At 67.8% G+C, this 21588-nt stretch carries 22 protein-coding genes and 1 riboswitch; of the genes, 13 read left to right on the top strand and 9 right to left on the bottom strand.

The window, feature by feature from the left end; genetic code table 11:
• The first annotated feature begins 84 nt into the window (after positions 1-84).
• The gene (locus tag GON09_RS22835) at positions 85-2853 is read left to right on the top strand and encodes a vitamin B12-dependent ribonucleotide reductase (RefSeq protein WP_244865617.1); all 2769 of its coding nucleotides are present in this window, start codon (positions 85-87) and stop codon (positions 2851-2853) included.
• 7 nt (positions 2854-2860) lie between these two features.
• On the opposite strand, the gene GON09_RS22830 is transcribed toward GON09_RS22835, so the two are convergent.
• Entirely contained in the window at positions 2861-3241 is a 381-nt protein-coding gene (locus GON09_RS22830) for a VOC family protein (protein WP_213933877.1), read from the bottom strand.
• Positions 3242-3333: 92 nt separating this feature from the next.
• Here GON09_RS22830 and GON09_RS22825 point away from each other — a divergent pair, with 92 nt between their 5' ends.
• From GON09_RS22825 to GON09_RS22815, 3 genes are all read left to right on the top strand, one after another.
• Positions 3334-3711 (top strand): nuclear transport factor 2 family protein, encoded by a 378-nt coding sequence (locus tag GON09_RS22825; RefSeq protein WP_213933876.1) that lies wholly within the window; start codon positions 3334-3336, stop codon positions 3709-3711.
• A gap of 90 nt (positions 3712-3801) precedes the next feature.
• Positions 3802-4899 (top strand): CaiB/BaiF CoA transferase family protein, encoded by a 1098-nt coding sequence (locus GON09_RS22820; RefSeq protein WP_213933875.1) that lies wholly within the window; start codon positions 3802-3804, stop codon positions 4897-4899.
• Positions 4900-5013: 114 nt separating this feature from the next.
• Positions 5014-5961 carry an alpha/beta fold hydrolase gene (locus GON09_RS22815; protein ID WP_213933874.1) on the top strand — a complete coding sequence of 316 codons (948 nt, stop codon included), beginning with the start codon at positions 5014-5016 and terminating at the stop codon, positions 5959-5961.
• Positions 5962-5971: 10 nt separating this feature from the next.
• Here GON09_RS22815 and yczR read toward each other — a convergent pair whose 3' ends face one another.
• Together yczR and GON09_RS22805 are read right to left on the bottom strand one after the other, a co-directional pair.
• Positions 5972-7423: a MocR-like transcription factor YczR gene (yczR, locus tag GON09_RS22810; protein WP_213933873.1), complete on the bottom strand. Its 1452-nt coding sequence runs from the start codon at positions 7421-7423 to the stop codon at positions 5972-5974.
• 46 nt (positions 7424-7469) lie between these two features.
• Entirely contained in the window at positions 7470-8759 is a 1290-nt protein-coding gene (locus tag GON09_RS22805; RefSeq protein WP_213933872.1) for an adenylosuccinate synthase, read from the bottom strand.
• Positions 8760-9012: 253 nt separating this feature from the next.
• On the opposite strand from GON09_RS22805, the gene GON09_RS22800 reads away from it, so the two are divergent.
• On the top strand, positions 9013-9666 hold the full coding sequence (locus GON09_RS22800) for a hypothetical protein (RefSeq protein ID WP_213934599.1): 654 nt from the start codon (positions 9013-9015) through the stop codon (positions 9664-9666).
• Positions 9667-9673: 7 nt separating this feature from the next.
• On the opposite strand, the gene GON09_RS22795 is transcribed toward GON09_RS22800, so the two are convergent.
• Positions 9674-10252, bottom strand: coding sequence for a TerD family protein (locus tag GON09_RS22795; RefSeq protein WP_213933871.1), 579 nt, complete (start codon positions 10250-10252; stop codon positions 9674-9676).
• 187 nt (positions 10253-10439) lie between these two features.
• On the opposite strand from GON09_RS22795, the gene GON09_RS22790 reads away from it, so the two are divergent.
• The 5 genes from GON09_RS22790 to GON09_RS22770 are packed head-to-tail and all read left to right on the top strand — an operon-like array spanning position 10440 to position 15048.
• Complete coding sequence (locus GON09_RS22790) at positions 10440-11507, top strand: glycosyltransferase family 1 protein (RefSeq protein WP_213934598.1); 1068 nt, start codon at positions 10440-10442, stop codon at positions 11505-11507.
• On the top strand, positions 11504-12589 hold the full coding sequence (locus GON09_RS22785; protein WP_213933870.1) for a glycosyltransferase: 1086 nt from the start codon (positions 11504-11506) through the stop codon (positions 12587-12589). Before GON09_RS22790 ends, GON09_RS22785 begins: the two co-directional genes overlap by 4 nt.
• Complete coding sequence (locus GON09_RS22780) at positions 12586-13584, top strand: glycosyltransferase (protein WP_213933869.1); 999 nt, start codon at positions 12586-12588, stop codon at positions 13582-13584. Before GON09_RS22785 ends, GON09_RS22780 begins: the two co-directional genes overlap by 4 nt.
• Positions 13581-14408 carry a glycosyltransferase family 2 protein gene (locus GON09_RS22775; protein WP_213933867.1) on the top strand — a complete coding sequence of 276 codons (828 nt, stop codon included), beginning with the start codon at positions 13581-13583 and terminating at the stop codon, positions 14406-14408. The genes GON09_RS22780 and GON09_RS22775 overlap by 4 nt, the downstream gene beginning before the upstream one ends.
• Before the next feature lie 10 nt (positions 14409-14418).
• Entirely contained in the window at positions 14419-15048 is a 630-nt protein-coding gene (locus GON09_RS22770; RefSeq protein WP_213933866.1) for a (2Fe-2S)-binding protein, read from the top strand.
• A gap of 72 nt (positions 15049-15120) precedes the next feature.
• Here GON09_RS22770 and GON09_RS22765 read toward each other — a convergent pair whose 3' ends face one another.
• From GON09_RS22765 to GON09_RS22755, 3 genes are read right to left on the bottom strand one after another with little or no spacing between them, the layout of a single operon-like run.
• Complete coding sequence (locus GON09_RS22765) at positions 15121-15891, bottom strand: ABC transporter ATP-binding protein (RefSeq protein ID WP_213933865.1); 771 nt, start codon at positions 15889-15891, stop codon at positions 15121-15123.
• Positions 15888-16940, bottom strand: coding sequence for a FecCD family ABC transporter permease (locus tag GON09_RS22760; RefSeq protein ID WP_213933864.1), 1053 nt, complete (start codon positions 16938-16940; stop codon positions 15888-15890). The genes GON09_RS22765 and GON09_RS22760 overlap by 4 nt, the downstream gene beginning before the upstream one ends.
• Positions 16940-18013 (bottom strand): ABC transporter substrate-binding protein, encoded by a 1074-nt coding sequence (locus tag GON09_RS22755; RefSeq protein WP_213933863.1) that lies wholly within the window; start codon positions 18011-18013, stop codon positions 16940-16942. Before GON09_RS22755 ends, GON09_RS22760 begins: the two co-directional genes overlap by 1 nt.
• A 12-nt stretch (positions 18014-18025) precedes the next feature.
• Positions 18026-18222, bottom strand: a riboswitch (cobalamin riboswitch).
• A gap of 48 nt (positions 18223-18270) precedes the next feature.
• Here GON09_RS22755 and GON09_RS22750 point away from each other — a divergent pair.
• Positions 18271-18816 carry a polysaccharide deacetylase family protein gene (locus GON09_RS22750; RefSeq protein WP_244865614.1) on the top strand — a complete coding sequence of 182 codons (546 nt, stop codon included), beginning with the start codon at positions 18271-18273 and terminating at the stop codon, positions 18814-18816.
• 70 nt (positions 18817-18886) lie between these two features.
• Here the strand turns inward: GON09_RS22750 and GON09_RS22745 are convergent, their stop codons facing one another.
• The gene (locus GON09_RS22745; protein WP_213933862.1) at positions 18887-19789 is read right to left on the bottom strand and encodes an SDR family oxidoreductase; all 903 of its coding nucleotides are present in this window, start codon (positions 19787-19789) and stop codon (positions 18887-18889) included.
• Between the two features lie 178 nt (positions 19790-19967).
• Here GON09_RS22745 and GON09_RS22740 point away from each other — a divergent pair, with 178 nt between their 5' ends.
• Positions 19968-20486, top strand: coding sequence for an Rv2732c family membrane protein (locus tag GON09_RS22740; protein ID WP_213933861.1), 519 nt, complete (start codon positions 19968-19970; stop codon positions 20484-20486).
• A gap of 1 nt (position 20487) precedes the next feature.
• On the opposite strand, the gene GON09_RS22735 is transcribed toward GON09_RS22740, so the two are convergent.
• Positions 20488-21288, bottom strand: a complete 801-nt coding sequence (locus tag GON09_RS22735; protein WP_213933860.1) for an SDR family NAD(P)-dependent oxidoreductase — start codon at positions 21286-21288, stop codon at positions 20488-20490.
• A 125-nt stretch (positions 21289-21413) separates the two neighbouring features.
• On the opposite strand from GON09_RS22735, the gene GON09_RS22730 reads away from it, so the two are divergent.
• Complete coding sequence (locus GON09_RS22730; RefSeq protein WP_213933859.1) at positions 21414-21551, top strand: hypothetical protein; 138 nt, start codon at positions 21414-21416, stop codon at positions 21549-21551.
• Positions 21552-21588: the final 37 nt, after the last annotated feature.

Raw genomic sequence — 21588 nt, 5'->3', positions numbered from 1 at the left:
GTGGAAGAAAGCCGAGTATCGAGACGCGGTGAGACCATGGTGGGACTATATGTGCCACCGGTCCACGGCCCCGGGAGGGACGCGATGAGCAGTGCAAAGCCTCACAGCAGCCCGAAGAGTGTGCCGGACGTCGGAAAAGGCGAGATCCGGGGCGACGTCCGCTACTTCACGACACCCGACGTCGATCCGGCCGAGACGGTCGACTGGCAGCGGCGCGACGCGCGGATCGTGCACCACGGAACCGGCTACGTCGTCTTCGAACAGACGGACGTGGAGTTCCCCGCCTTCTGGTCGCAGAACGCCACCGACATCGTCACGCAGAAGTACTTCCGCGGGCAGCTCGGGCATCCAGATCGCGAGCACTCGCTGCGCGACGTGATCGCACGGATCGTCGATACGATCACGGCGTGGGGGCATACCGACGGCCACCTGGACGATCCCGAGGCGTTCGCCGCCGAGCTGACCTATCTGCTGGTCCACCAACGGGCTTCGTTCAACAGCCCCGTCTGGTTCAACATCGGCGTGCCGAACACTCCTCAGCAGGCCAGCGCGTGCTTCATCCTCTCGGTCGACGACAGCATCGACTCGATCCTCGAGTGGTACCGCCAGGAAGCAGTGATCTTCAAGGGCGGATCGGGGGCCGGGGTGAACCTCTCCCGGATCCGCTCGTCGGCCGAACCACTGACCGGCGGCGGAAGCGCATCCGGTCCGGTCAGCTTCATGCGCGGCGCCGACGCGTCGGCCGGCACGATCAAGTCCGGTGGCAAGACCCGGCGGGCCGCCAAGATGGTGATCCTCGACGTCGACCATCCCGACGTCGAGGAGTTCGTCGACTGCAAGGCGATCGAGGAACGCAAGGCGCGGGTGCTCGCCGAGGCCGGTTTCGACATGGGCCTCGACGGCACCGACATCCATTCGGTGCAGTACCAGAACGCGAACAACTCGGTGCGCGTGACCGACGAGTTCATGCACGCGGTGACGGCCGACGCCGAGTGGCCCCTGCGCGCCGTGACGACCGGCGAGACCGTCCGCACGGTGCGCGCTCGAGAGTTGTTGGAGCGCATAGCATCCGCCACCTGGGAGTGCGCCGACCCCGGAATCCAGTACGACACGACGATCAACGCCTGGCACACCGCCTCCGCGACCGGCCGGATCAACGCGTCGAATCCCTGTTCGGAATACATGCATCTCGACGATTCGGCCTGCAACCTCGCGAGCCTGAACCTGCTCACCTTCCTCCGCGAGGACGGCACCTTCGACGTCGACGGTTTCCGTCACGCCGTGGCGGTGATGCTCACCGCGCAGGAGATCCTCGTCGGCCGCGCCGACTACCCCACCGCGAGGATCGGTGAGACGTCGCGTCGGTTCCGGCAGCTCGGACTCGGCTACGCCAATCTCGGTGCGCTGCTCATGGCTTCGGGGCTGCCCTACGACAGCGCGGCGGGCCGCGCGACCGCGGCGGCGATCACCGCCCTGATGACCGGGCACGCCTACGCCGTCTCGGCCGATCTGGCGCGGCGCCTCGGCCCGTTCGACGGGTTCGACGAGAACCGCGCACCGATGCTCGACGTGCTGGGCAAGCATCGCGGATCGCTCGACGACATCGACGCCGATCTCGCACCGGCCGACGTGCTCGAAGCCGCACGGCAGGCGTGGGATCGTGCGGTGGCCGACGGCACCGAACACGGTGTGCACAACAGCCAGGTCAGTGTCCTCGCCCCCACCGGCACCATCGGGCTCGCGATGGACTGCGACACCACCGGGATCGAACCGGATCTGGCGTTGGTGAAGACCAAGAAACTCGTCGGCGGAGGCAGTCTCACGATCGTCAATCGCAGTGTGCCGCGAGCATTGTCGCGCCTGGGTTACGGCCCGTCGGAGGTCGCCGACATCGTCGCGCATCTCGATCTGCACCATGACCTCGCGGGCGCACCGCACGTGCGTGACGAGCACGCTCCGGTCTTCGCGACGTCCATGGGCGAGAACGTCATCTCGCCGCGCGGCCACGTCGCGATGATGGCCGCGGTGCAGCCGTTCCTGTCGGGTGCGATCTCGAAGACGGTGAACCTGCCCGAGTCCGCGACGGTCGACGACATCGCCGACATGTACGTCGACGCGTGGCGTCTGGGTGTGAAGGCGCTGGCGATCTACCGCGACAACTGCAAACTGGGGCAACCGTTGTCGACGTCGTCGCGCCCGGCGGTCACGGAGTCGGCGGCACCGTCCACCGCACCTCGCCGCGAACGCCTCCCACGCACCCGCAATTCGCGGACCTTCGAGTTCCGGGTGGCCGACTGCAAGGGATTCGTGACGATCGGCGAGTACGACGACGGGCGTCCCGGCGAGATGTTTCTGCGCGTGTCCAAGCAGGGTTCGACGCTCGCCGGCATCATGGACGCCTTCTCCATGTCGGTCAGTTACGGTCTGCAGTACGGGGTTCCGTTGCGGACGTTCGTCCGGGCCTTCACGAGCACGCGGTTCGAGCCGGCCGGGATCACCGACGATCCGGATCTGCGGATCGCCACGTCGATCCTCGACTACATCTTCCGGCGCCTGGCTGTCGACTATCTCGAACCCGACGAGCGAGCCGAACTGGGCATCCTCACCGTCGCCGAGCGTTCCGTCCCGGACACTCCGACGCTCACCCCGTACACGAGCACGCCGCCGGTGCGTGTGCCCGATCCGCCGGCCACCGCACGGCGCAGCACGCGTGCGGCCTCCCCGGGTGGGCTCGCAGCTCCGTCACCGTCGAATCCGGACGCGCCGTACTGCATGCAGTGCGGGGTGAAGATGCAACGTGCCGGGTCGTGCCATGCGTGTCCGTCCTGTGGGAACACCAGCGGCTGCAGCTGACGTTCCGTCAGGTGTGTTCTTCGAGGAGCGACAGGACGTTGCCGTGCGGGTCGCGGAACCAGGCGACCCGCATGCCGTCGGGCGCGGTCCACGCGTCGTGGTCGTCCTGGTCCATGCCGTTGTAGCGCACGAATTCCACGCCGTGCTCGCGCAGTCGTTCGACGATGCCGTCGAGATCGGACACCCGCCAGCCCAGCGCTGTGTACCCGGTCTCCTCGCGCGACTGCACGAGCGTCACCCGGACCGGCGCGCCGTCGCCGCCGTCGAGGACGAGCGCGAAGGGGTCGCGGGAGATCTTCCGGAAGCGAAGGGTGTCGACGTAGAACATCTCCGAGACGTCGAGGTCGGTGCTCGGAATGAAGCTCACGAGTTGGCCGGTGATCGTCATACGTCCACTGTGCTCCGGAGCGCCCGAGCGCGGCAGTGGATTCGGCGGATTCACGCTGCTCTGCCCGTGACCGGACGACTAGGCTCTCGATCATGAGCACATCGGAGATCGCCACGGTCCTGGCCTGGCACGACGCCGTGAACAGCAACGACATCGACACGCTCGTGCAGTTGTCGAGCGACGACATCGTGCTGCCCACCCCCGACGACGATCCCGATCAGGGACTCGACGAGCTGCGCGAGTGGGCGACGACGGCCGGCGTCACCCTCGAGCCGGGCCGCATGTTCGTCCATCAGGGCATCGTGGTGGTCGAGGAGACCGCCACCTGGGCGGCGGACCCGAGTCCCCGCGAGGAGGCGATCGCCTTCCGGGTGGTCGACGACCAGGTGGTCATCGTGGTCCGCCACGCCGACCTCGCGGAGGCCTTCGAGGCGACCGGCTTGAGCGAGGCGGACCTCTACGAGGAGTGATCCGCTCGAGTGACCGGAACCATATTCTGAACGCTCGCTAAGGTACTCTCCGTTGCGACAGTCCCTACGTATCGGAGTGAGGTTCGTCGAGTGTCCGCTGAAGCTGTTGAGAAGAAGGGTCCGCTCGCGGGTGTCCGCGTCGTCGAGTTCAAGGGGCTCGGTCCCGGCCCGCACGCCGCGACCCTGCTCGCCGATCTCGGCGCCGACGTCGTCATCGTGCAGCGCCCCGGTGAGATCCCGCCGGCGGGTCAGCGCGATCCCATTCAGCGCAACCGCCGCATCGTCGAGGCCAACCTCAAGGATCCTGCGGATATCGAGAAGGTCCTGGGTCTGCTCGAGCGCGCCGACGTCCTCATCGAAGGTTTCCGTCCCGGTGTCACCGAACGGCTCGGCCTCGGACCGGACGTCGTGCTCGAGCGCAACCCCCGCATCGTCTACGGCCGCATGACCGGCTGGGGCCAGGAAGGTCCGCTCGCGAACGCGGCCGGCCACGACATCAACTACATCTCGCTCACCGGTGTCCTGCACGCGATCGGCCGTAAGGGCGAACGTCCGGTGCCGCCGCTGAACATGGTCGGCGACTTCGGCGGCGGTTCGATGTTCCTCGTGTTCGGCATCCTCTCCGCCCTCGTCGAGCGGCAGACCTCCGGCAAGGGCCAGGTCGTCGACGCGGCGATGGTCGACGGTGCCCTCGCACTCTCGCACATGATGTGGGCGTTCCGCGGTCGCGGCGTGTGGTCGGACGAGCGCGGCGTCAACCTGCTCGACACCGGCGCACCGTTCTACGACGTCTACGAGACCAAGGACGGCAAGTACATGGCCGTCGGCTCGATCGAGCCGCAGTTCTACGCCCTTCTGCTGAAGGGCCTCGAGCTCGATCCGGCCGAGCTGCCGCAGCAGCTCGACACTTCCCGCTGGGCGGAGATGAAAAAGATCTTCACCGAGAAGTTCCTGTCGAAGACCCGCGACGAGTGGAGCGAGATCTTCCTCGGCACCGACGCCTGCGTCTCCCCCGTCCTCACCTTCGCGGAAGCCGAGGAGAACGAGCACCTCGTCGCGCGCGGTTCGCTCGTCGAGATCGACGGCATCGTGCAGCATGCTCCGGCGCCGCGCTTCTCGCGCACACCCGCCGGCGAGCCGGCGGCACCGGCGGCCGAGGCCACCGACATCGACACCCTCTGGGTCTGATCCGGCAGCCCGGGCCCGGGATCGTAACGGTGTTCCACCGATACGGTTCCGGGCCTGTCCCATCGGTGGGAGAACCACCGATCCCGCCGTAACCGTTGTGCTATCAACACCCCCATGAGTGATGGGGTGGGAGCCGCGATCCATCGATCGGCGGCCACGGCACGAGCACGAGCACGCACCGCGGTCCCGGGCCGTGTCCCGGAGGTACTCGACGTCCGCAGCACGGACGGCACCCGCATCCACACCGAGGCCTACGGCCCCGCCGACGCCCCGACAATCGTCCTGGCGCACGGCATTTTGTGCGAACTCGGCTTCTGGCGCAATCAGATTCGCGCCCTGAGCGACGACTACCGGGTGGTCGCCTTCGACCACCGCGGTCACGGACGCAGCCAGGCCGCCCCCGCCCGGGCGTACACGATGGACCACCTCGCCGACGATCTCCACGCCGTGCTGGGCGCGGCCGCACCCGACGGCCGTCCCGTCGTGGTCGCCGGGCACTCCATGGGCGGGATCGCCGTGATGGCCTGGGCCGAGCGGTATCCGCGCGACGTCGACGCACGAGTGTCGGCGGTAGGTCTGGTCAACACCACGCCGGGCGAGATCTTCGACAACGTGCAGTTCCTGCGCGGACCGCAGAGCCTGACGCGGGTGCGACGGCGCGTCGCGCAGACCGTCGTTCCGCTCGCACGGATGCCGCTGCCCAAGCGGATGCCGCTCCGCAAGCACCTGTTGTCGCGCGTCGCAGTCGGGACGGGTGCGGCCGCGACGATCACCGCCGACGTCGACCGCATGCTCGGCCGCACGTCGGCGCGGGGACGCGGCGGTTACGGACGGCTGCTGGTCGACATGGTGGACACGGTGGATCCCGCCGCGATCACCGCACCGACCCTCGTGATCGCGGGCCGCCACGACCGGATCTCACCGCCGGGCCGATCCGAGTGGATCGCCGAGCGCCTGCCGAACCTGCTCGAACTGCGCACCTTCGACAGCGGGCACTGCGGCCCCCTCGAACGACCCCGTGAGGTCTCGGCGGCGCTGCGCGAACTGATCGAGATGTCCTGAGGCAGGCCGATCAGACGACGAGCCGCGCCTCGTCGGGGGTCCGGCCGGAAGCCACCTGGTCGTAGGCGGCGGCCATGGCCTCGACGGCATCGTCGAGGACCGTGATGTCCTGCGTGTACGGCAACCGCACGAAGTGCTCGAACGCGCCCTGGACACCGAATCGCGGGCCGGCGGAGAGCAGCACACCGTGGGAGGGCGCGGCCGCCGCGAGCGAGGTCGACACCGGCTCGGGCATCCGCGCCCACAGCGACATGCCGCCCTGCCCCGGCGTGTACTCCCAGGCGGGCAGGCGCCGGTCCAGGGCGTCGCACAGCGCACGACGTCGCTCCCGCAATCCGGCGCGTCGGCGTTCGAGCAGTTCGTCGACGTCCGAGAGCAGATGCGCGGCCGCGAGCTGTTCCATCACGGGTGTGCCCAGGTCGACCGCAGTACGGGCTCCGGCCAGCCGGACGATCGTGTCGCGATCGGCGCGGATCCACCCCACCCGCAGGCCGCCCCACAGTGACTTCGCCGTCGAGCCCACCGTCACCACCGAGGAGCCGGCGGGCATCGCCGCGACCGGCGGCGGTGGCGGGGCGTCGAGCCACAGATCGACCATCGACTCGTCGACGACAAGCGTCGTCCGCGTGTCGCGCATGATGCGGGCCAGTTCGGCGCGGCCGTCCTCGTCGAGGCACAGACCCGTGGGGTTGTGGAAATCGGGGACGAGGAAGGCGGTGCGTGCGGCGGTCTGCCGGACGGCGCTGTCGACACCCTCGAGATCCCAACCCCCGTGCGGGCCGTTCTCCGGACGCACCGGAACCGGAACCGGGCGCGCGCCGTAGCGGCGGATGGCTTCGAGCGCATTGGGATAGGTGGGGTGGTCGACGACGACCCGGTCGCCGGGATCGTCGAGCACGCCGAGCAGCAGTCGCATCGCGTGCTGCGCGCCGGAGGTGACCATGATCTGGTCGGGTGTGGTGGGCAGTCCGCGTTCGCGGTAGCGACGGGCGATGACCTCGCGCAGCACCGACACCCCGATGGGTTCCATGCCGTGCGAGTCCAGATAGGTCGACATCGACCGCAACGCCGCCGCATACGCCGCTTCGATCTCCGCCGCCGGTGCGGGCAGCGAGGCGTTGCTCAGATCGATCGCCGGACCGATCGGCATCCGGGAGCCGGTGTTCTCGGAACCGCGGCGGGCGGGCACGGCGACGGTGCTGCGGGCGCCCTGGCGGCTGCGCAGATAGCCCTCGTCCCGCAGGGCCGCGTAGGCGGACGCGACGGTGGTACGGCTCAGCGACAGCGCCGTGGCGAGTTCCCGCTCGCTGGGCAGGGCGACACCGAGCGGGACGCGACCGTCGTGCACGAGCAGGCGGATGCTGTCCGCGAGTGCCCGGTAGGCCGGCCTCGTGTCACGGGCCTCCTGCCAGTTGCCGAGGTCGCGGACGAGCGAGGCCGCCCCTATCGCGCGTGTGATCACCGGTCCAGTATCACGCAACCGGCCCGGCCCGGTCGGGCCGGTGGGATCAGCGGATCACGTCGCGCCGGACGATGGTCTCGTCGCGGCCCGGCCCCACACCGATGCAGGAGATGTAGGCACCGGAGAGCTCCTCGAGACGCAGCACGTAGTTCTGTGCGTTCTGCGGCAGCTCCTCGAAGGTGCGGGCATGGGAGATGTCCTCCCACCAGCCCGGCATCTCCTCGTAGATCGGCTTGGCGTGATGCACGTCGGTTTGCGTCATCGGCATCTCGTCGACACGAACACCGTCGACCTCGTAACCGACGCAGATCGGCACGGTGTCGAGCCCCGACAACACGTCGAGCTTGGTGAGGAAGTAGTCGGTGATGCCGTTGACGCGGGTCGCGTAGCGGGCGATGACGGCGTCGAACCATCCGGTGCGGCGGGCGCGACCGGTGGTGACACCGACTTCGCCGCCCTGCTTGGCAAGGTAGGCGCCGTGGTCGTCGAACAGTTCGGTCGGGAACGGACCCGAGCCGACGCGCGTGGTGTACGCCTTGAGGATGCCCAGCACCGTCGTGATCTTGGCGGGGCCGATACCCGAACCGACTGCTGCGCCACCGGCGGTGGGGTTGGACGACGTCACGTACGGGTAGGTGCCGTGGTCGACGTCGAGCAGCGTGCCCTGCGAACCCTCGAGGAGGATCGTGTCGCCGCGCTCGAGGGCCTTGTTCAGCTCGAGGCGGGTGTCGGTGATGCGGTGCTTGAAGCTCTCCGCCTGCGTGAGCACCTCGTCGACGACCTGCTGCGGGTCGAGTGCCTTGCGGTTGTAGATCTTGACGAGCACCTGGTTCTTGAATTCCAGTGCGGCCTCGACCTTCTGGGTGAGGATCTTCTCGTCGAGCACGTCGGCGACCCGCACGCCGACACGGGCGATCTTGTCCTGGTAGCAGGGGCCGATACCACGGCCGGTGGTGCCGATCTTCTTCTTGCCGAGGAAGCGTTCGGTGACCTTGTCGATGGCCACGTGGTACGGCATGATCAGGTGCGCGTCGGCCGAGAGCAGCAGACGGCTGGTGTCCACGTCGCGCTTCTCGAGGCCTTCGAGTTCGGTGAGCAGTACACCCGGATCCACCACGACACCGTTGCCGATGACGTTGTTGACGCCGGGGGTCAGGATGCCCGACGGGATCAGATGCAGGGCGAACTTGTCGCCGTTGGGCAGCACCACCGTGTGACCGGCGTTGTTGCCGCCCTGGTAGCGCACGACCCACTGCAGACGTCCGCCGAGTAGATCGGTAGCTTTGCCCTTGCCCTCGTCGCCCCACTGGGCTCCGATCAGGACGATTGCCGGCATGTCGCGCTCTCCTCAGGCAGGTGTCTACGTGCGGGCGGTCTCGCCTGCAGGGTCCTGCCCAACCGGGCAGCAGCCGGGACCACAGTGTAGTCCACCCTCCGGCGAGCGCGGATGACGGGACGGCAGAACCGCTCGGAGCTGCGGCGCGCGGCGGTGGGTCGCCGACCCACTCGGCTGCCGGCTTCCCATTACAGTGGACGCAGCCGAGAGCCCGACGAACCCGACCCCTCGAGGAGACCCGTTGACCCCGGTAGTGCTCAGATGCGGTGACGTGCCATTGCCGTTGGCGCTGACGCCCGTGACCGCACTCTCTGCGCCTGCCCTCCCCGAGAAGGACGACTTCGAGGACGTCTTCGCCCACCTCGAGTCGGTGGAGGACCCTCGTCTGGTCCTCGTGGGCGACGACGCGGCCTTCGCCGCGACCGTCACACGGCTCATGCGCACCGAACGACTCGACCTGGAGATCGCGTACGTCCCGGAGAAGCGCACCCCCGCCACCGAGGCGTACGGGCTGCGGACGGGGTCCAAGGCCGCCACCGTCGCCCTCCAGGGTGTCGCGAAACCGTTGCCGCTCATCCGCGACGACGCCGGCATCGCCCTCGTCGGCCGCGCGTTGTTGTGCGGTGAGGGTGACGACGCGCTCGTCGGAGAGGCCTACGTCGACGACACCCGCCTGTTCTCCGGCACGGTGCCCGGCATCCGCGTCGAACCCACACCGGCGATGCCCGGCCTGCGGGCCGCGATCGACCGGCCCCGCTGGTTCGGCGGATACAAGTGGCTGACGGGCCGGGCGATGCAGCTCGGTTCCCCCGCCACGGTCGTCACCCGCGACGGGGTCGCGAACCCCAGGGCCCTCAAGCGGTCGACCTTCTACCGGCACGACAAGAAGTGGAAGCTCGTCCGCTGAACCCTTCTCAGCCGATGTTCACGCCGTAGTCCCGGGCGATGCCCGCGAGGCCCGACGCGTAGCCCTGCCCGATGGCGCGGAACTTCCACTCACCACCGTGGCGGTACAACTCCCCGAAGACCATCGCGGTCTCGGTGGACGCGTCCTCGGTGAGGTCGTAGCGGGCGAGTTCGCGGTTGTCGGCACGGTCGACGACGCGGATGAACGCGTTGCGCACCTGGCCGAACGACTGGCCACGAGCGTCCGCGTCATGGATCGACACCGGGAAGACGATCGACTTGACCTCCTGCGGAACCGCAATGAGATCGACGTTCACGCTCTCGTCGTCGCCCTCTCCCTCACCGGTGAGGTTGTCGCCGGTGTGCTCGACGGAGCCGTCGGGCGAACGCAGGTTGTTGTAGAAGACGAAATGCTGGTCGGACAGGACCTTGCCGTTCTCACTCGTCAACAACGCGCTGGCGTCGAGGTCGAAATCCACGCCGGTCGTCGCCCGCACGTCCCAGCCGAGACCCACTGTCACCGCCGTCAGGTTCGGCGCCTCCTTCGACAGCGAGACGTTGCCTCCCTTGGCCAAGCTGACACCCATACCGAATCCCTTCGCTCGATGGTCCTTCTGCCGCCACCCTAGTGAAGATCGGACGAGTCGGGCAGCGACGTGTGAAGGCCCTCTCCCACGGGTATGCGCGGAGCACCGGACGGTGGCCGGGGACGGCGTTCCCGGCCATTCGGTGTGTACGGCGGATGTCGCGCGAGTGAGAAGAGGGTCGGCTGTGGTGATTCGGGTCGCGTCGGTTCCTGCATCACACGTCTACGTCCGGCACCTCGCGTGCCCGGAGGGTGACGACGTGATCCGGTTGACGGACCCGGTTCCGGCCGACGGCCGCAAGGTGCCCGGTGGGTGGTGGCCGCCGTTGATGCTCGAACCGGGCTGGGTGAACGACCACCGCAAGGAATTCGACGTCTTCCACATCCATTTCGGCTTCGACGCGATCGGCGCGGAACAGCTGCAGGACGTCGTCGCCGAACTCGCCGAGCATCACAAGCCACTCGTGTACACCGTCCACGATCTGCGCAACCCGCACCACCCGGACCCGGGCGAGCACCACAAGCAGCTCGACGTGCTGATTCCCGCAGCGGAGGAACTGATCACCCTCACGCCGGGCGCTGCCGAGCGGATCCGTGTGCGATGGGGACGGGAGGCGACGGTCCTGCCGCACCCGCACGTCGTCGAACAGCACTGGCTCGAGCGACCGCGCCGCAACGACGGGCCGTTCGTCGTGGGCGTACACGCGAAGAGCCTGCGGGCGAACATGGATCTGTTCCCCGTTCTCGACACGCTCGCCGAGACGGTGCGATCCCTGCCGGGCGCCGTACTGCAGATCGACGTGCACGACGAGATCTTCGATCCCGCCGACGCGTATTGGTACAACCCGGAAGCCGGGTCGCGCATCCTGCGGTACGGCGAGCAACCCCACGTGGATGTACAGGTGCATCCGTACTTTTCCGACGACGAACTGTGGCAGTACCTCTCGGACCTGTCGGTGTCGGTACTTCCCTACCGCTTCGGCACCCATTCGGGCTGGCTCGAGGCGTGCTACGACCTCGGCACCGCGGTGATCGCGCCGAGCTGCGGCTTCTACGGTGAACAACGCCGGTGCGGCGTGTACACCTTCGACGAGAACACCTTCGACGCCGACTCGCTCGACCGTTGCGTACGGGAGTTGTACGAGAACAGGGATTTTCCGCGAGCCGACTGGTCGCAACGCATGGACGAGCGTCGTGCACTCGCCCGTGCGCACCGCGACATCTACCTACGCGCGATGGGAGGCCGGAACGGATGACGTCGACACCGTTGCGCGTAGCCCTCATCGCGTCCAACAGGTATCCGATTCGCCAGCCCTTCGCCGGCGGACTCGAAGCACACGTGTGGCACCTCGCGCACGCGCTCGGCAAGGACGGGCACGAGGTGACACTCTTCGCCGCACCGGGATCGGACCCCACACTTCCGGCCGAGTTCCTCGAAGTGCCCTCCTTCGAGGTCAGTGAACTCGCCCGCAGCGACGTGTCGATGCCGCCGGCGGACGGTTTCCTCGGCGACCACCACGCCTACCTGTCGTTGATGCTCGATCTCGCAGGGCCGTCGGCCGACGCCTTCGACGTCGTGCACAACCACAGCCTGCACTACCTGCCGATCGCGATGGCCCGGACACTGCGCGCCCCGTTGCTGTGCACCCTGCACACGCCGCCGACGCCCTGGCTCGAGTCGGCGATGGCGGCGCCGGGTGGATGTCCGGGTACGTTCGTCGCGGTCAGCCGGCACACCGCCGCGGAGTGGGAACACGCCACCCCCGGTCCGGTCGCGGTCGTGCCCAACGGCGTCGATCTCGGCGCATGGCCCGTCGGCCCGGGCGGTGACGACCTGATCTGGTTCGGCCGCCTCGTACCGGAGAAGGGAGCGCACCTCGCGATCGAGGCCGCGCGGCGAGCCGGTTACCGATTGCGGCTCGCGGGCCCGATCAGCAATCGCGAGTACTTCTCCGAACACGTCGAACCGTTCCTCGGTCCCGGCGTGACCTATCTCGGTCACCTTTCGCAGCCCGATCTCGCTGCAGTGGTGGGTAGTTCGGCGGCAGCGCTCATCACCCCGCAGTGGGACGAGCCGTACGGGCTCGTCGTCGCCGAGTCCCTCGCGTGCGGGACACCCGTGGTCGCTTTCGCCCGCGGCGGGATCCCGGAGGTGGTGGACGAGAGCAGCGGATGCCTCGTCGCGCCGGACGACATCGACGGCTTGGCTGCGGCGGTCCCCCGCGCGGTCGGTCTGTCCCGTGCGTCCGCCCGGGCCCGCGCCGAGGCGCGCTGTTCGGAACGCACGATGGTCGACGCATACGTCTCGCTGTATCGGGAGCTCGCAGGGGCAGCATGATCGGCTACTACATCCATCACCACGGGCACGGGCATCGCACCCGTGCGAGCAGCATCTGCGCGCATCTACGGACGCGGGTGACGGCGTTGTCGTCGGCGCCGCTCGGCAGCGCTTCGGATGCCTTCGACGACGTGGTGCTGCTCCCCCGCGACGACCTCGCCGTCGACACTGCGCAGGATCCGACGGCCCACGACGTCCTGCACTGGGTTCCCACCCACGACGACGGCCTCCGCGAACGCATGCACGCACTGGGTTCGTGGATCTCCGCGACGCGCCCGAGTCTGCTCGTGGTGGACGTATCGGTCGAGGTGACACTCCTCGCCCGGTTGTACGGCATTCCCGTGGTGATACTGGCGATGCCGGGCGAACGCACCGATACCGCGCACACCCTGGCGTACCGCGTCGCCGACCACATCGTCGCGCCGTGGGCGCAGGAGGTCTACGACCCGCACTGGCTGCGCCCGTATGCCGACAGGACGTCGTATGTCGGGGGCATCAGCCGTTTCGACGGCCGCCCGTCCCCCACACCGACACAGGGTGCGAAGCCGAAGGTCCTGGTGATGAGCGGCAGCGGCGGGTCGTCTATCACCGTCGACGATCTGCACCGCTTCTCGACCCGTTTCCCGGAGTACACATGGGACGGTCTCGGCGTCACGGGTGGTCCGTGGATCGACGACCCGTGGCCCGTCCTTTCGGGGGCCGACGTCGTGATCGGGCACGCGGGACAGAACACCGTCGCCGACATCGCAGCTGCCGCACGACCTGCAGTGGTGATCGCCGAACCCCGACCGTTCGACGAACAGCACTCCACCGCGGCCGCTCTCGACCGGTCCGGCCTGGCGGTCGGCCTCGACGGCTGGCCCGATCCGTCTCGATGGCCCGAACTGATCGAACGGGCACGTGGCCTCGAGCCGATCGAGTGGAAACGCTGGCAGGTCGACGGTGCCGCGGCGCGTGCGGCCGCAATTCTGGACGAGTTCGCGGGGGCGCCGTGATCCTCTCGGTGATCACCGTCGCCGCCGGCCGAAGCACGCATCTGCGGCGGCAACTCGACGGACTCGCGCGCAGCACGCGAGTGCCCGACGAGCACATCGTCGTTGCGATGGGCGACCCGGAGGTCGCCGAGGTGGTCGCAGCTGCGGGGTCATCGGCGCGGGTGGTGGAGATCGAGGCCGACTCCGGGAAACTTCCGGTCGCCGCGGCGCGGAATCTGGGAGCGAGGACGGCATCGCCGGGCCTGCTGGTGTTCCTCGACGTCGACTGCATTCCGGCTCCCGACCTGATCGAGCGGTATGCCGAAGCGGCCGACCGTCATCCCGCCGCGCTGCTCAACGGTCCTGTCACGTACCTGCCCGAGCCCGGAGCCGACGGCTACGACCTCGAGCGGCTCGGCGATTCGATCGATCCCCATCCCGCTCGACCGTTCCCACCCGACGGCGACATCGTGCTGAACGACGCACACGAGTTGTTCTGGTCGCTCTCCTTCGCGGTCCGAAAACTCGTATGGCGCCGCATCGGTGGATTCTGCACCGTCTACCGGGGATACGGCGGTGAGGACACCGACTTCGGCCAGAAGGCCGCGAGTGCCGGGGTGCCGATGGCCTGGGTCGGCGGTGCACACGCCTTCCATCAGTACCACCCGGTGTCGAGTCCGCCGGTCGAACACCTCGACGACATCCTCGTCAACGCCGCGCTGTTCCACCGGCGGTGGGGCTGGTGGCCGATGCGCGGATGGCTCGACGAGTTCGAACGCATGGGTCTTGTCGAATACGATGCCGCCGAGGAGCGATGGATACAGGTGGCCACGCCGCGACCCTGAAAGGAAGTCCGTGTCCGAGGTCGTCGGGATGCTCGAGCGCATCGGTGCGCGGAGCCCGTTCTTCCGGGTGAGTACCGGTCCCGCCGACGACACGTGGCGTCCCACCGCCGAGCTTCGCGACCCGGCGACCCGCGATGCCCTGGTGGCCATCACCGCCGAGCGGATGGGCACCGACGAGACGCGGGTCGCGGCGTCGACGTTCTTCTTCGGCTACGTCGCGCGCCTCTGGTCGGTGGCCCTCGGTTCCGTCGTCGACTCCGGCCGCTGCGTCCGCCTCGATCGCGAGCATGTGCTGTGGCGCGACGACGCCGGGTTGCAGCTGCACATCGTCGAACCACAATTCGGCGGCGAGGCAGCGATCGAGGTGCTCGACGAGCAGGTCGAACCGCTCGTCGGCGCGTGGAGCGAGGTGGCCGCGTCCGGTCTGCTGTGGGGCAACGCGGCCTCGGCCCTGATCGGGGCCGCGCAGATGATCGGCGCCGAGGCGCGGCCCCGTGTCGACGCCCTGCTGACCGACCCGCGTCTCGCCGAGGCCCTCGATCCGGAGACCGGTCGACGCCGTAGCTGCTGTCTGTACTATCGGGTCCCGCCGGGCGGGGTGTGCGGCGATTGTTTCTTCCTCACTCCACCGACCTCGTGAACTGCGGAGCGCGAAATGGTCATGAGTGCGCGTAATTGCGTGTTCCTATGACCATTTCGCGCGGCAATCCTGCTACGCGTAGGTCGCACGAAGACGGTGGTAGCGGATGACGGGCGTCCCCCCTTCGTAGGAGACCGCGGCACGCACGCCGTACACCTGCTCGATCATCTCCTCCGTCAGTGCCTCGGCAGGAGTTCCGTGGGCGACCACCCGTCCCTTCTCGAGTACCACCACTCGATCGCAGAACATCGCGGCGAGGTTGAGATCGTGCAAGGCAACGTAACTCGTCACCGATAACGCCACAACTCGTTCGAGGATGTCGAGCTGGTGCTGGATGTCGAGGTGGTTGGTCGGTTCGTCGAGCAGCAGTTCCTCGGGCTCCTGCGCCAGGGCCCGGGCGATCTGTGCGCGTTGGCGTTCACCACCCGACATCGCGCGCCACAACCGGTCGGCGTGTTCCGTCATTCCGGTCACCTCGAGCGCACGGTCGATGGCGACGTCACCCCCGTCGTCGCGTCCGAAGACATCGGCGTGCGGAATCCTTCCCAGACGCACGACATCCCGTACCCGGATATCGACTTCGGTGTGTGCATGCTGCCCGACCATTGCGACACGGCGGGCCATCGTTCGGCGGCCGAGGCTTCGAATATCCGTGCCGTCGAGCGTCACCGCTCCTTCGTCCGGCCGGTCGACTCCGGCCAGCAACCGTAGCAACGACGACTTGCCCGACCCGTTCGGTCCGAGCAGCCCGATCGTCTCCCCGGGGACGGGATCGATCGTCACGTCGTCGACGACGAGATTCCCTGCGCGGCTCCAGCGCAACGACTTCGCGGCCAGTGTCACGGTGCACTCCTCGTACGGAAGAGGATCAGGGCAAAGGCCGGTACACCGATCAGCGCGGTCACCACACCGACCGGAACTTCCTGGGGCGCGAACACCGTTCGGGCGACCGCGTCGACCCACACCATGAAGATCGCACCCACGACCGCAGTGACCGGGACGAGACGACTGTGCCGGGGACCGACGAGGAACCGGGCAGCGTGCGGCAGGACCAGACCCACGAAACCGATCGCACCGGCCGCGCTGACCAGAACGGCCGTGATGAGCGCGGTGATCACCAGGAACATCAGCTTGATCCGTCCGACCGCGATTCCGAGGGTGGCAGCCGTGGACGAGCCGAAGGTGAACGCGTCGAGTGCGGAAGCGTTGAACAAGCACACCGCAATGCCGACGGCGCACACCGAGGCGCACAGGATGACGTCGCTCCAGTCTGCCCCGGCCAGAGAGCCCAGCAACCAGAACAACACCCCTCGGGTGCGTTCCGCGTCGGCCGAGGAGATGACGATGAAGGAGGTGAGAGCCGAGAACAGCTGTGTCCCGGCAACACCTGCGAGCACCACACGGGACGTTCCACCACCGGCGCCGGTCGCGAGCAGCAACACCAGGCCGAACGAGACGAGCGCCCCGAGGAACGCGCCGCCCGACAGGGACACGGCCCCGCCTCCCAGACCGAGAACGGCGATCATCACGGCACCCGTGGACGCACCCGACGAGATACCGAGGACGAATGGGTCCGCCAGCGGGTTGCGCAACAGCGATTGCATGATCACACCGCAGACCGCAAGGCCCGCACCGCAGACCGCCGCGAGCAGTGTTCGCGGGAGCCGCAACTCCCATACGATGCCCTCACGAATGGCACTGATCGTCGTATCGGTCAACCCCAGCCGATCGAAAATGACCGAATACACGTCCCCGACGGACAGGTCTGCGGGCCCGATCGTGACGGTGACGGCGATCGACAGCACGAGAACTGCGAGTCCCGCCGCGACCACACCGACGACCGGGACCCGGTTGCCGTGGGCGGGCAACCGGGTCTTGGTCTCGACTGTCATCAGCTTCCGAGATTCCACTCGCGCAGGGCGTCGGCAACCTTCTCGATGCCGTCGACCGTGCGGATCGAGGGATTCATGTCGGCACCGTTGACCACGATGTATCGCTTGTCCTGCACTGCGGACAGGCGTCGGGTCACCGGATTCGACTCGAGAAATTCGATCTTGCTGTCCAGTGCATCACCGGCGATGCTGCGCCGGCTCAGGTCTCCGAGGACCAACGCGGTGGGGTCACGATCGAGCACCGCTTCCCAGCTGACCTGGGGCCACTCGTTGGTGGTGTCGTCGAAGACGTTCTTCGCCCCGACGGAGTCGGTGATGATGCCGGAGGAGCCACAGCAACCGGCCACATACGGTGTACTCGTGTCCGCGAACCAGAACGCCAGCGACACGTCGGCAGCGTCGATCTCCCCGGCTGCGGCGTCGTAACGCTGTCGAAGCTCGTCGACGAATCCTTCGCCACGGTCCCGTACGTCGAAGATCGCGGCCAGCTCCCGGATCTCCTTGTAGACAGCGTCCATCGTCAGCGGCTCGGTGCGATTGCCGTCGGAGTTGACGCTGTTGTCGTCCTTGCCGTCGCAGTCCGTCGGTGACAGATAGGCGGGCACACCGAGCTGTTCGAGCTGCGCCGGTTCGGCAACCCCGCCCGGGCCGAGCGTGCCGCCGAAGGACGCCGAGACGAAGTCCGGCTCGGTATCGAGCACGACCTCCAGCGACGGCTGGTTGTCGGCCAGGCGCGGAACCTTCGCGTTCTCCTCGGCGAGGTTGTCCCGTACCGGATCGGTCCAGGTCGCGGTGCCCACCATGCGGTCGGCCAGGCCGAGCGACAGCAGGATCTCGGTGGAACCCTGATTGAGCGAGACCGCACGCTGCGGTGGCGCGTCGATCGTGAGTGTCCTGCCGCAGTTCTCGACTGTGAGCGGGTAGGCCGATGTGGCTGTGCCCTGCTCGGCTTCGGCCGTCGCCTCGTCGCTCGATGAGCACCCCGAGACGATCAAGGCTGCTGCGCCCAGTGCGACGCCGAAGCGCAGCACCGATTTCCGCCCCCAACGGGCGGTGAATATCGAATTGTTCATGTCCATCCTCGTGGTCCTGCTTCGGCCGACGCAGGTGTCCTGGCTCCCGGATCGACGCTCACCCCCGGCCTTCCAACCCGTGTGGGCCGTGACCATGAAATCGGGGGATCACTCCTCGGTGACAGTTGCGGGACAGCCACGGATTCGCACCGTTGTTCCCTACGTCGCTACGAACAGTACAAGACCCGGCGTCGGTCCCGGAACCGCGCAACCGGGCGTCCGCCACCCATCCACACCGGATGAGGCACCATGTCCGAATGGCATCCGGCCGAAGAACCCTCGTCGTCGTATCCACCGTGCTCGTGGTGCTGGTCGTTGTCGCCGTCGCGATCTTCCAGCTTTCGAACTCCCGCACCGAACTCGGCCGGGCGATCGTCGAGGCCGGCCACGAACTCGGCAACCACACCGCGACGCACCGCAGGATGATGCTCGTCGGCAGCGGCACGGTGGCCGAGGAGATCGAGCGCACCGACGCCGCGATCCGCGAGACCGGGTTCGACGGGGAGATCACCTTCCGCCCGCCCTACGGCAAGAAACTCGTCGCGCTCCCCCGCTATCTCGACCAGCACGACCGGACCACCGTGATGTGGGACGTCGAACCGGATTCCGACTCGTCCGACACCGACGCGATCGTGCAGACCGCACTCGACGAGACCCGTCCCGGCTCGATCATCCTGCTGCACGTCATGTACCCCTCCCGGACAGCGTCGCTGGACGCGATTCCCGGGATCGTCGACGGCCTGCGCGCCGGGGGCTACCGGTTCGTGACGGTGTCGGAACTGCTCGACATGCAGTCCTCGTGAACTTCGGAGCGCGACATGGTCATCGGTGCGCGCTGTTACGCGCTCCGATGACCATCTCGCGCTCTGATTCTCAGGTGAACGGGACTCCGCCGGTGACGGCGATGGTCTCCCCGGTGATGTAACTCGACTCCTGGGAAGCGAGGAAGACGTAGGCGGGCGCGAGTTCGGCGGGCTGGCCGGGACGTCCGAGCGGGGTGTCCTTACCGAACTGCTCGTACGCGTCCTTCGGCATCGTCGCGGGAATGAGGGGCGTCCAGATCGGGCCGGGTGCAACGGCGTTGACGCGGATGCCCTTGCTCGCCACGTCCGAGGCGAGACCCTTGGTGAAGTCGACGATGCCGGCCTTCGTGGTCGCGTAGTCGAGCAGACCCGATGACGGGCTCACCGCCTGGATGGACGTGGTGTTGACGATCGTCGAACCCGGCTGCATCGCGGCGACCGCGAACTTCGACAACCAGAACAGGGCGTAGAGATTCGTCTTCATCACCCGGTCGAACTGCTCGGTGGAGATGTCACCGATGCCACCGGGTTCGAGATGCTGATAGGCCGCATTGTTGACGAGGATGTCGATGCCGCCGAGTTCGGACACCGTCGTGTCCACGAGTCGCCGGCAGAACTCCTCCTCCCGGATGTCCCCGGGCATACGCACCGCACGTCGACCGGCCTGCTCGACGAGTTCGGCGGTCCGCCGCCCGTCCTCGTCCTCGTCGTCGAGGTAGGCCAGGACGACGTCGGCGCCCTCTCGGGCGAAGGCGACCGCGACCGCCCGTCCGATACCGGAATCGCCACCGGTGATCAGTGCGCGCCGACCTTCGAGTCGCCCGCTCCCCCGGTATGTCTCCTCACCGTGGTCGGGTGCGGAGACGAGATCGGCGGTCGCCCCCGGGTACGCGATCTCGGGTTGCTCCTCGAGCGGTGGGACGGGGTGCTGCTCCCCCGGATGCTGCATGCGGTATTGGTCCTTCTCCGGCATTCTCACCCTCCCTCGATCGAGTTCGTAAGGTGCGATACCCGATGCGCGGCGGGGTCACACCGGCAGCGGTCGCCCCAAGCTGTGCGGGAGCATATCTGCTGGTGGACGACATGAGCGAGGTCACACCGGCACCCGGCGCATAATGGCCACTCATGTGTCGGAACGGAAAGGCTGAGGCATGAGCGCGGACCTGTCGGCCTATCGGAACGACTTCGCACGAATCGAGAACAAGGTCGCCGGCGAGTTCGAGGCCGGTCGCCGGGGCCGGCTCCTGGCGCTCTGCATCGTCGTCCTGACGGTCTGCCTTCTGTTGCCGCAGACGTCGTCGGCGTGGTCCTGGACGGTGCTCGGCAGCTGGTTCGGCACCACCGCACCCGTGGCCGTGCCGCTGCGGATCTTCACGGTGCTGGCCCTGGTCTTCGGTGTGGTGATCTCGACGCTCGCGTTGTGGTTGCGGCGGTGGAAGCTGGCGTCGCTCGCGATGCTCGGCTCCGGCCTGTCGTCGTTCTTCGGCCTGTTGGCCTACTGGTCGCAGTCGGGAATGATCACGAACGCCCCGCATCGGCCGACGGCGGCGATGATCGTCGAATGGCTCGTGATGATCGTGATGACCTCGCAGTGGTTGCCGATCGTGCTGAGCCGCGCACCCACGGACATGCCGCCCCGGCCGCATCCGATGCGCACCGGTCGTCGGTAGGTCAGCGGTCGACGAGCGAGCCCATCTTCTTCGCCAGGAATTCGATGCTGCGGCGCGGCATGAGCCGGGCGAGCAGGTCGAGCATCGTTGCGTCCTTGCCGATGCACACGCGGAAAGTGCCCTTCTCGATCGCATCGGCGATCCGGCGGGCGGCTTCGGCCGACGAGGTGATCTTGACGGAGGCATCGGTGCTGCGGCCGGGGATCGCGGCGCCGGAGTTCTCGGCGATCCCCGTGCGGACGGCGCCGGGAAACACGAGCGTCACCGCGACCTTCGTGGTGCGGAGTTCGGCGTAGAGACCTTCGGTGAGCAGTTTGACGGCAGCCTTGCTCGCGCCGTAGACCGATTGGCCCGGGACGGGCACGAAGGCTCCCATACTCGAGACGTTGAGCAGGCTTGCTTCGGGACGGGTGAGCAGCGCGGGCAGGAACGCCTTGCACATGTGCACGACACCCCAGTAGTTGACGTCGAGGACCGTGTTCATCTCGTCGTACGGCAGCTCCACGAACGGGACGAACTTCTGGATGATGCCGGCGACGTTGGCGACGCCGTCCACCTGTCCGTGTGCGGTGGTCACCTCGGTTACCAGCGCTTCGACGGCAGCGCGATCGGAGACGTCGAGCGTGTGGGTGGTGAGACGGTCGTCGTACGCAACCGCCAGCGCACGGGTGCCGTCGAGCGCTTCGGTGCGGAGATCGACCGCCGCGACCCGCGCACCACGCACGAGTAGTTCGAGGACGACGTCGCGTCCGATCCCGTTGCCTCCCCCGGTGACGACGAAAACCTTGTCACGGATCTGCATGCTGCCTCCTCGTGTCGTTGTATCCAGTCAATCCGGTCCGCCGCACCGTCGCCACCCGAAGTGTGCGCGCCGACGTCTGGGGGTACCCCTCCGGACACGAATCGCCCCAGCGTACGGAGGTAGAAGTGACGACGTCGAAGAAGAAGGACGACGAGGTGCGCAAGGACCCGCCGGGCCCGGTCGATCACGGACGCGACGGCGGCATGGCGACCCGGGAGAACGCTCCGGACGTGGTGGAACGCTCGGACGAGAAGGACGACTGATCGACACCCGATACGACGTGAACGGCCACGAGGACGC

It is taken from the genome of Rhodococcus sp. B50, from assembly GCF_013602415.1.
GTDB lineage: Bacteria > Actinomycetota > Actinomycetes > Mycobacteriales > Mycobacteriaceae > Rhodococcus.
The sequence above is the reverse complement of the archived record's forward strand: the minus strand, read 5'-3'. Positions and strand labels throughout refer to the sequence as shown.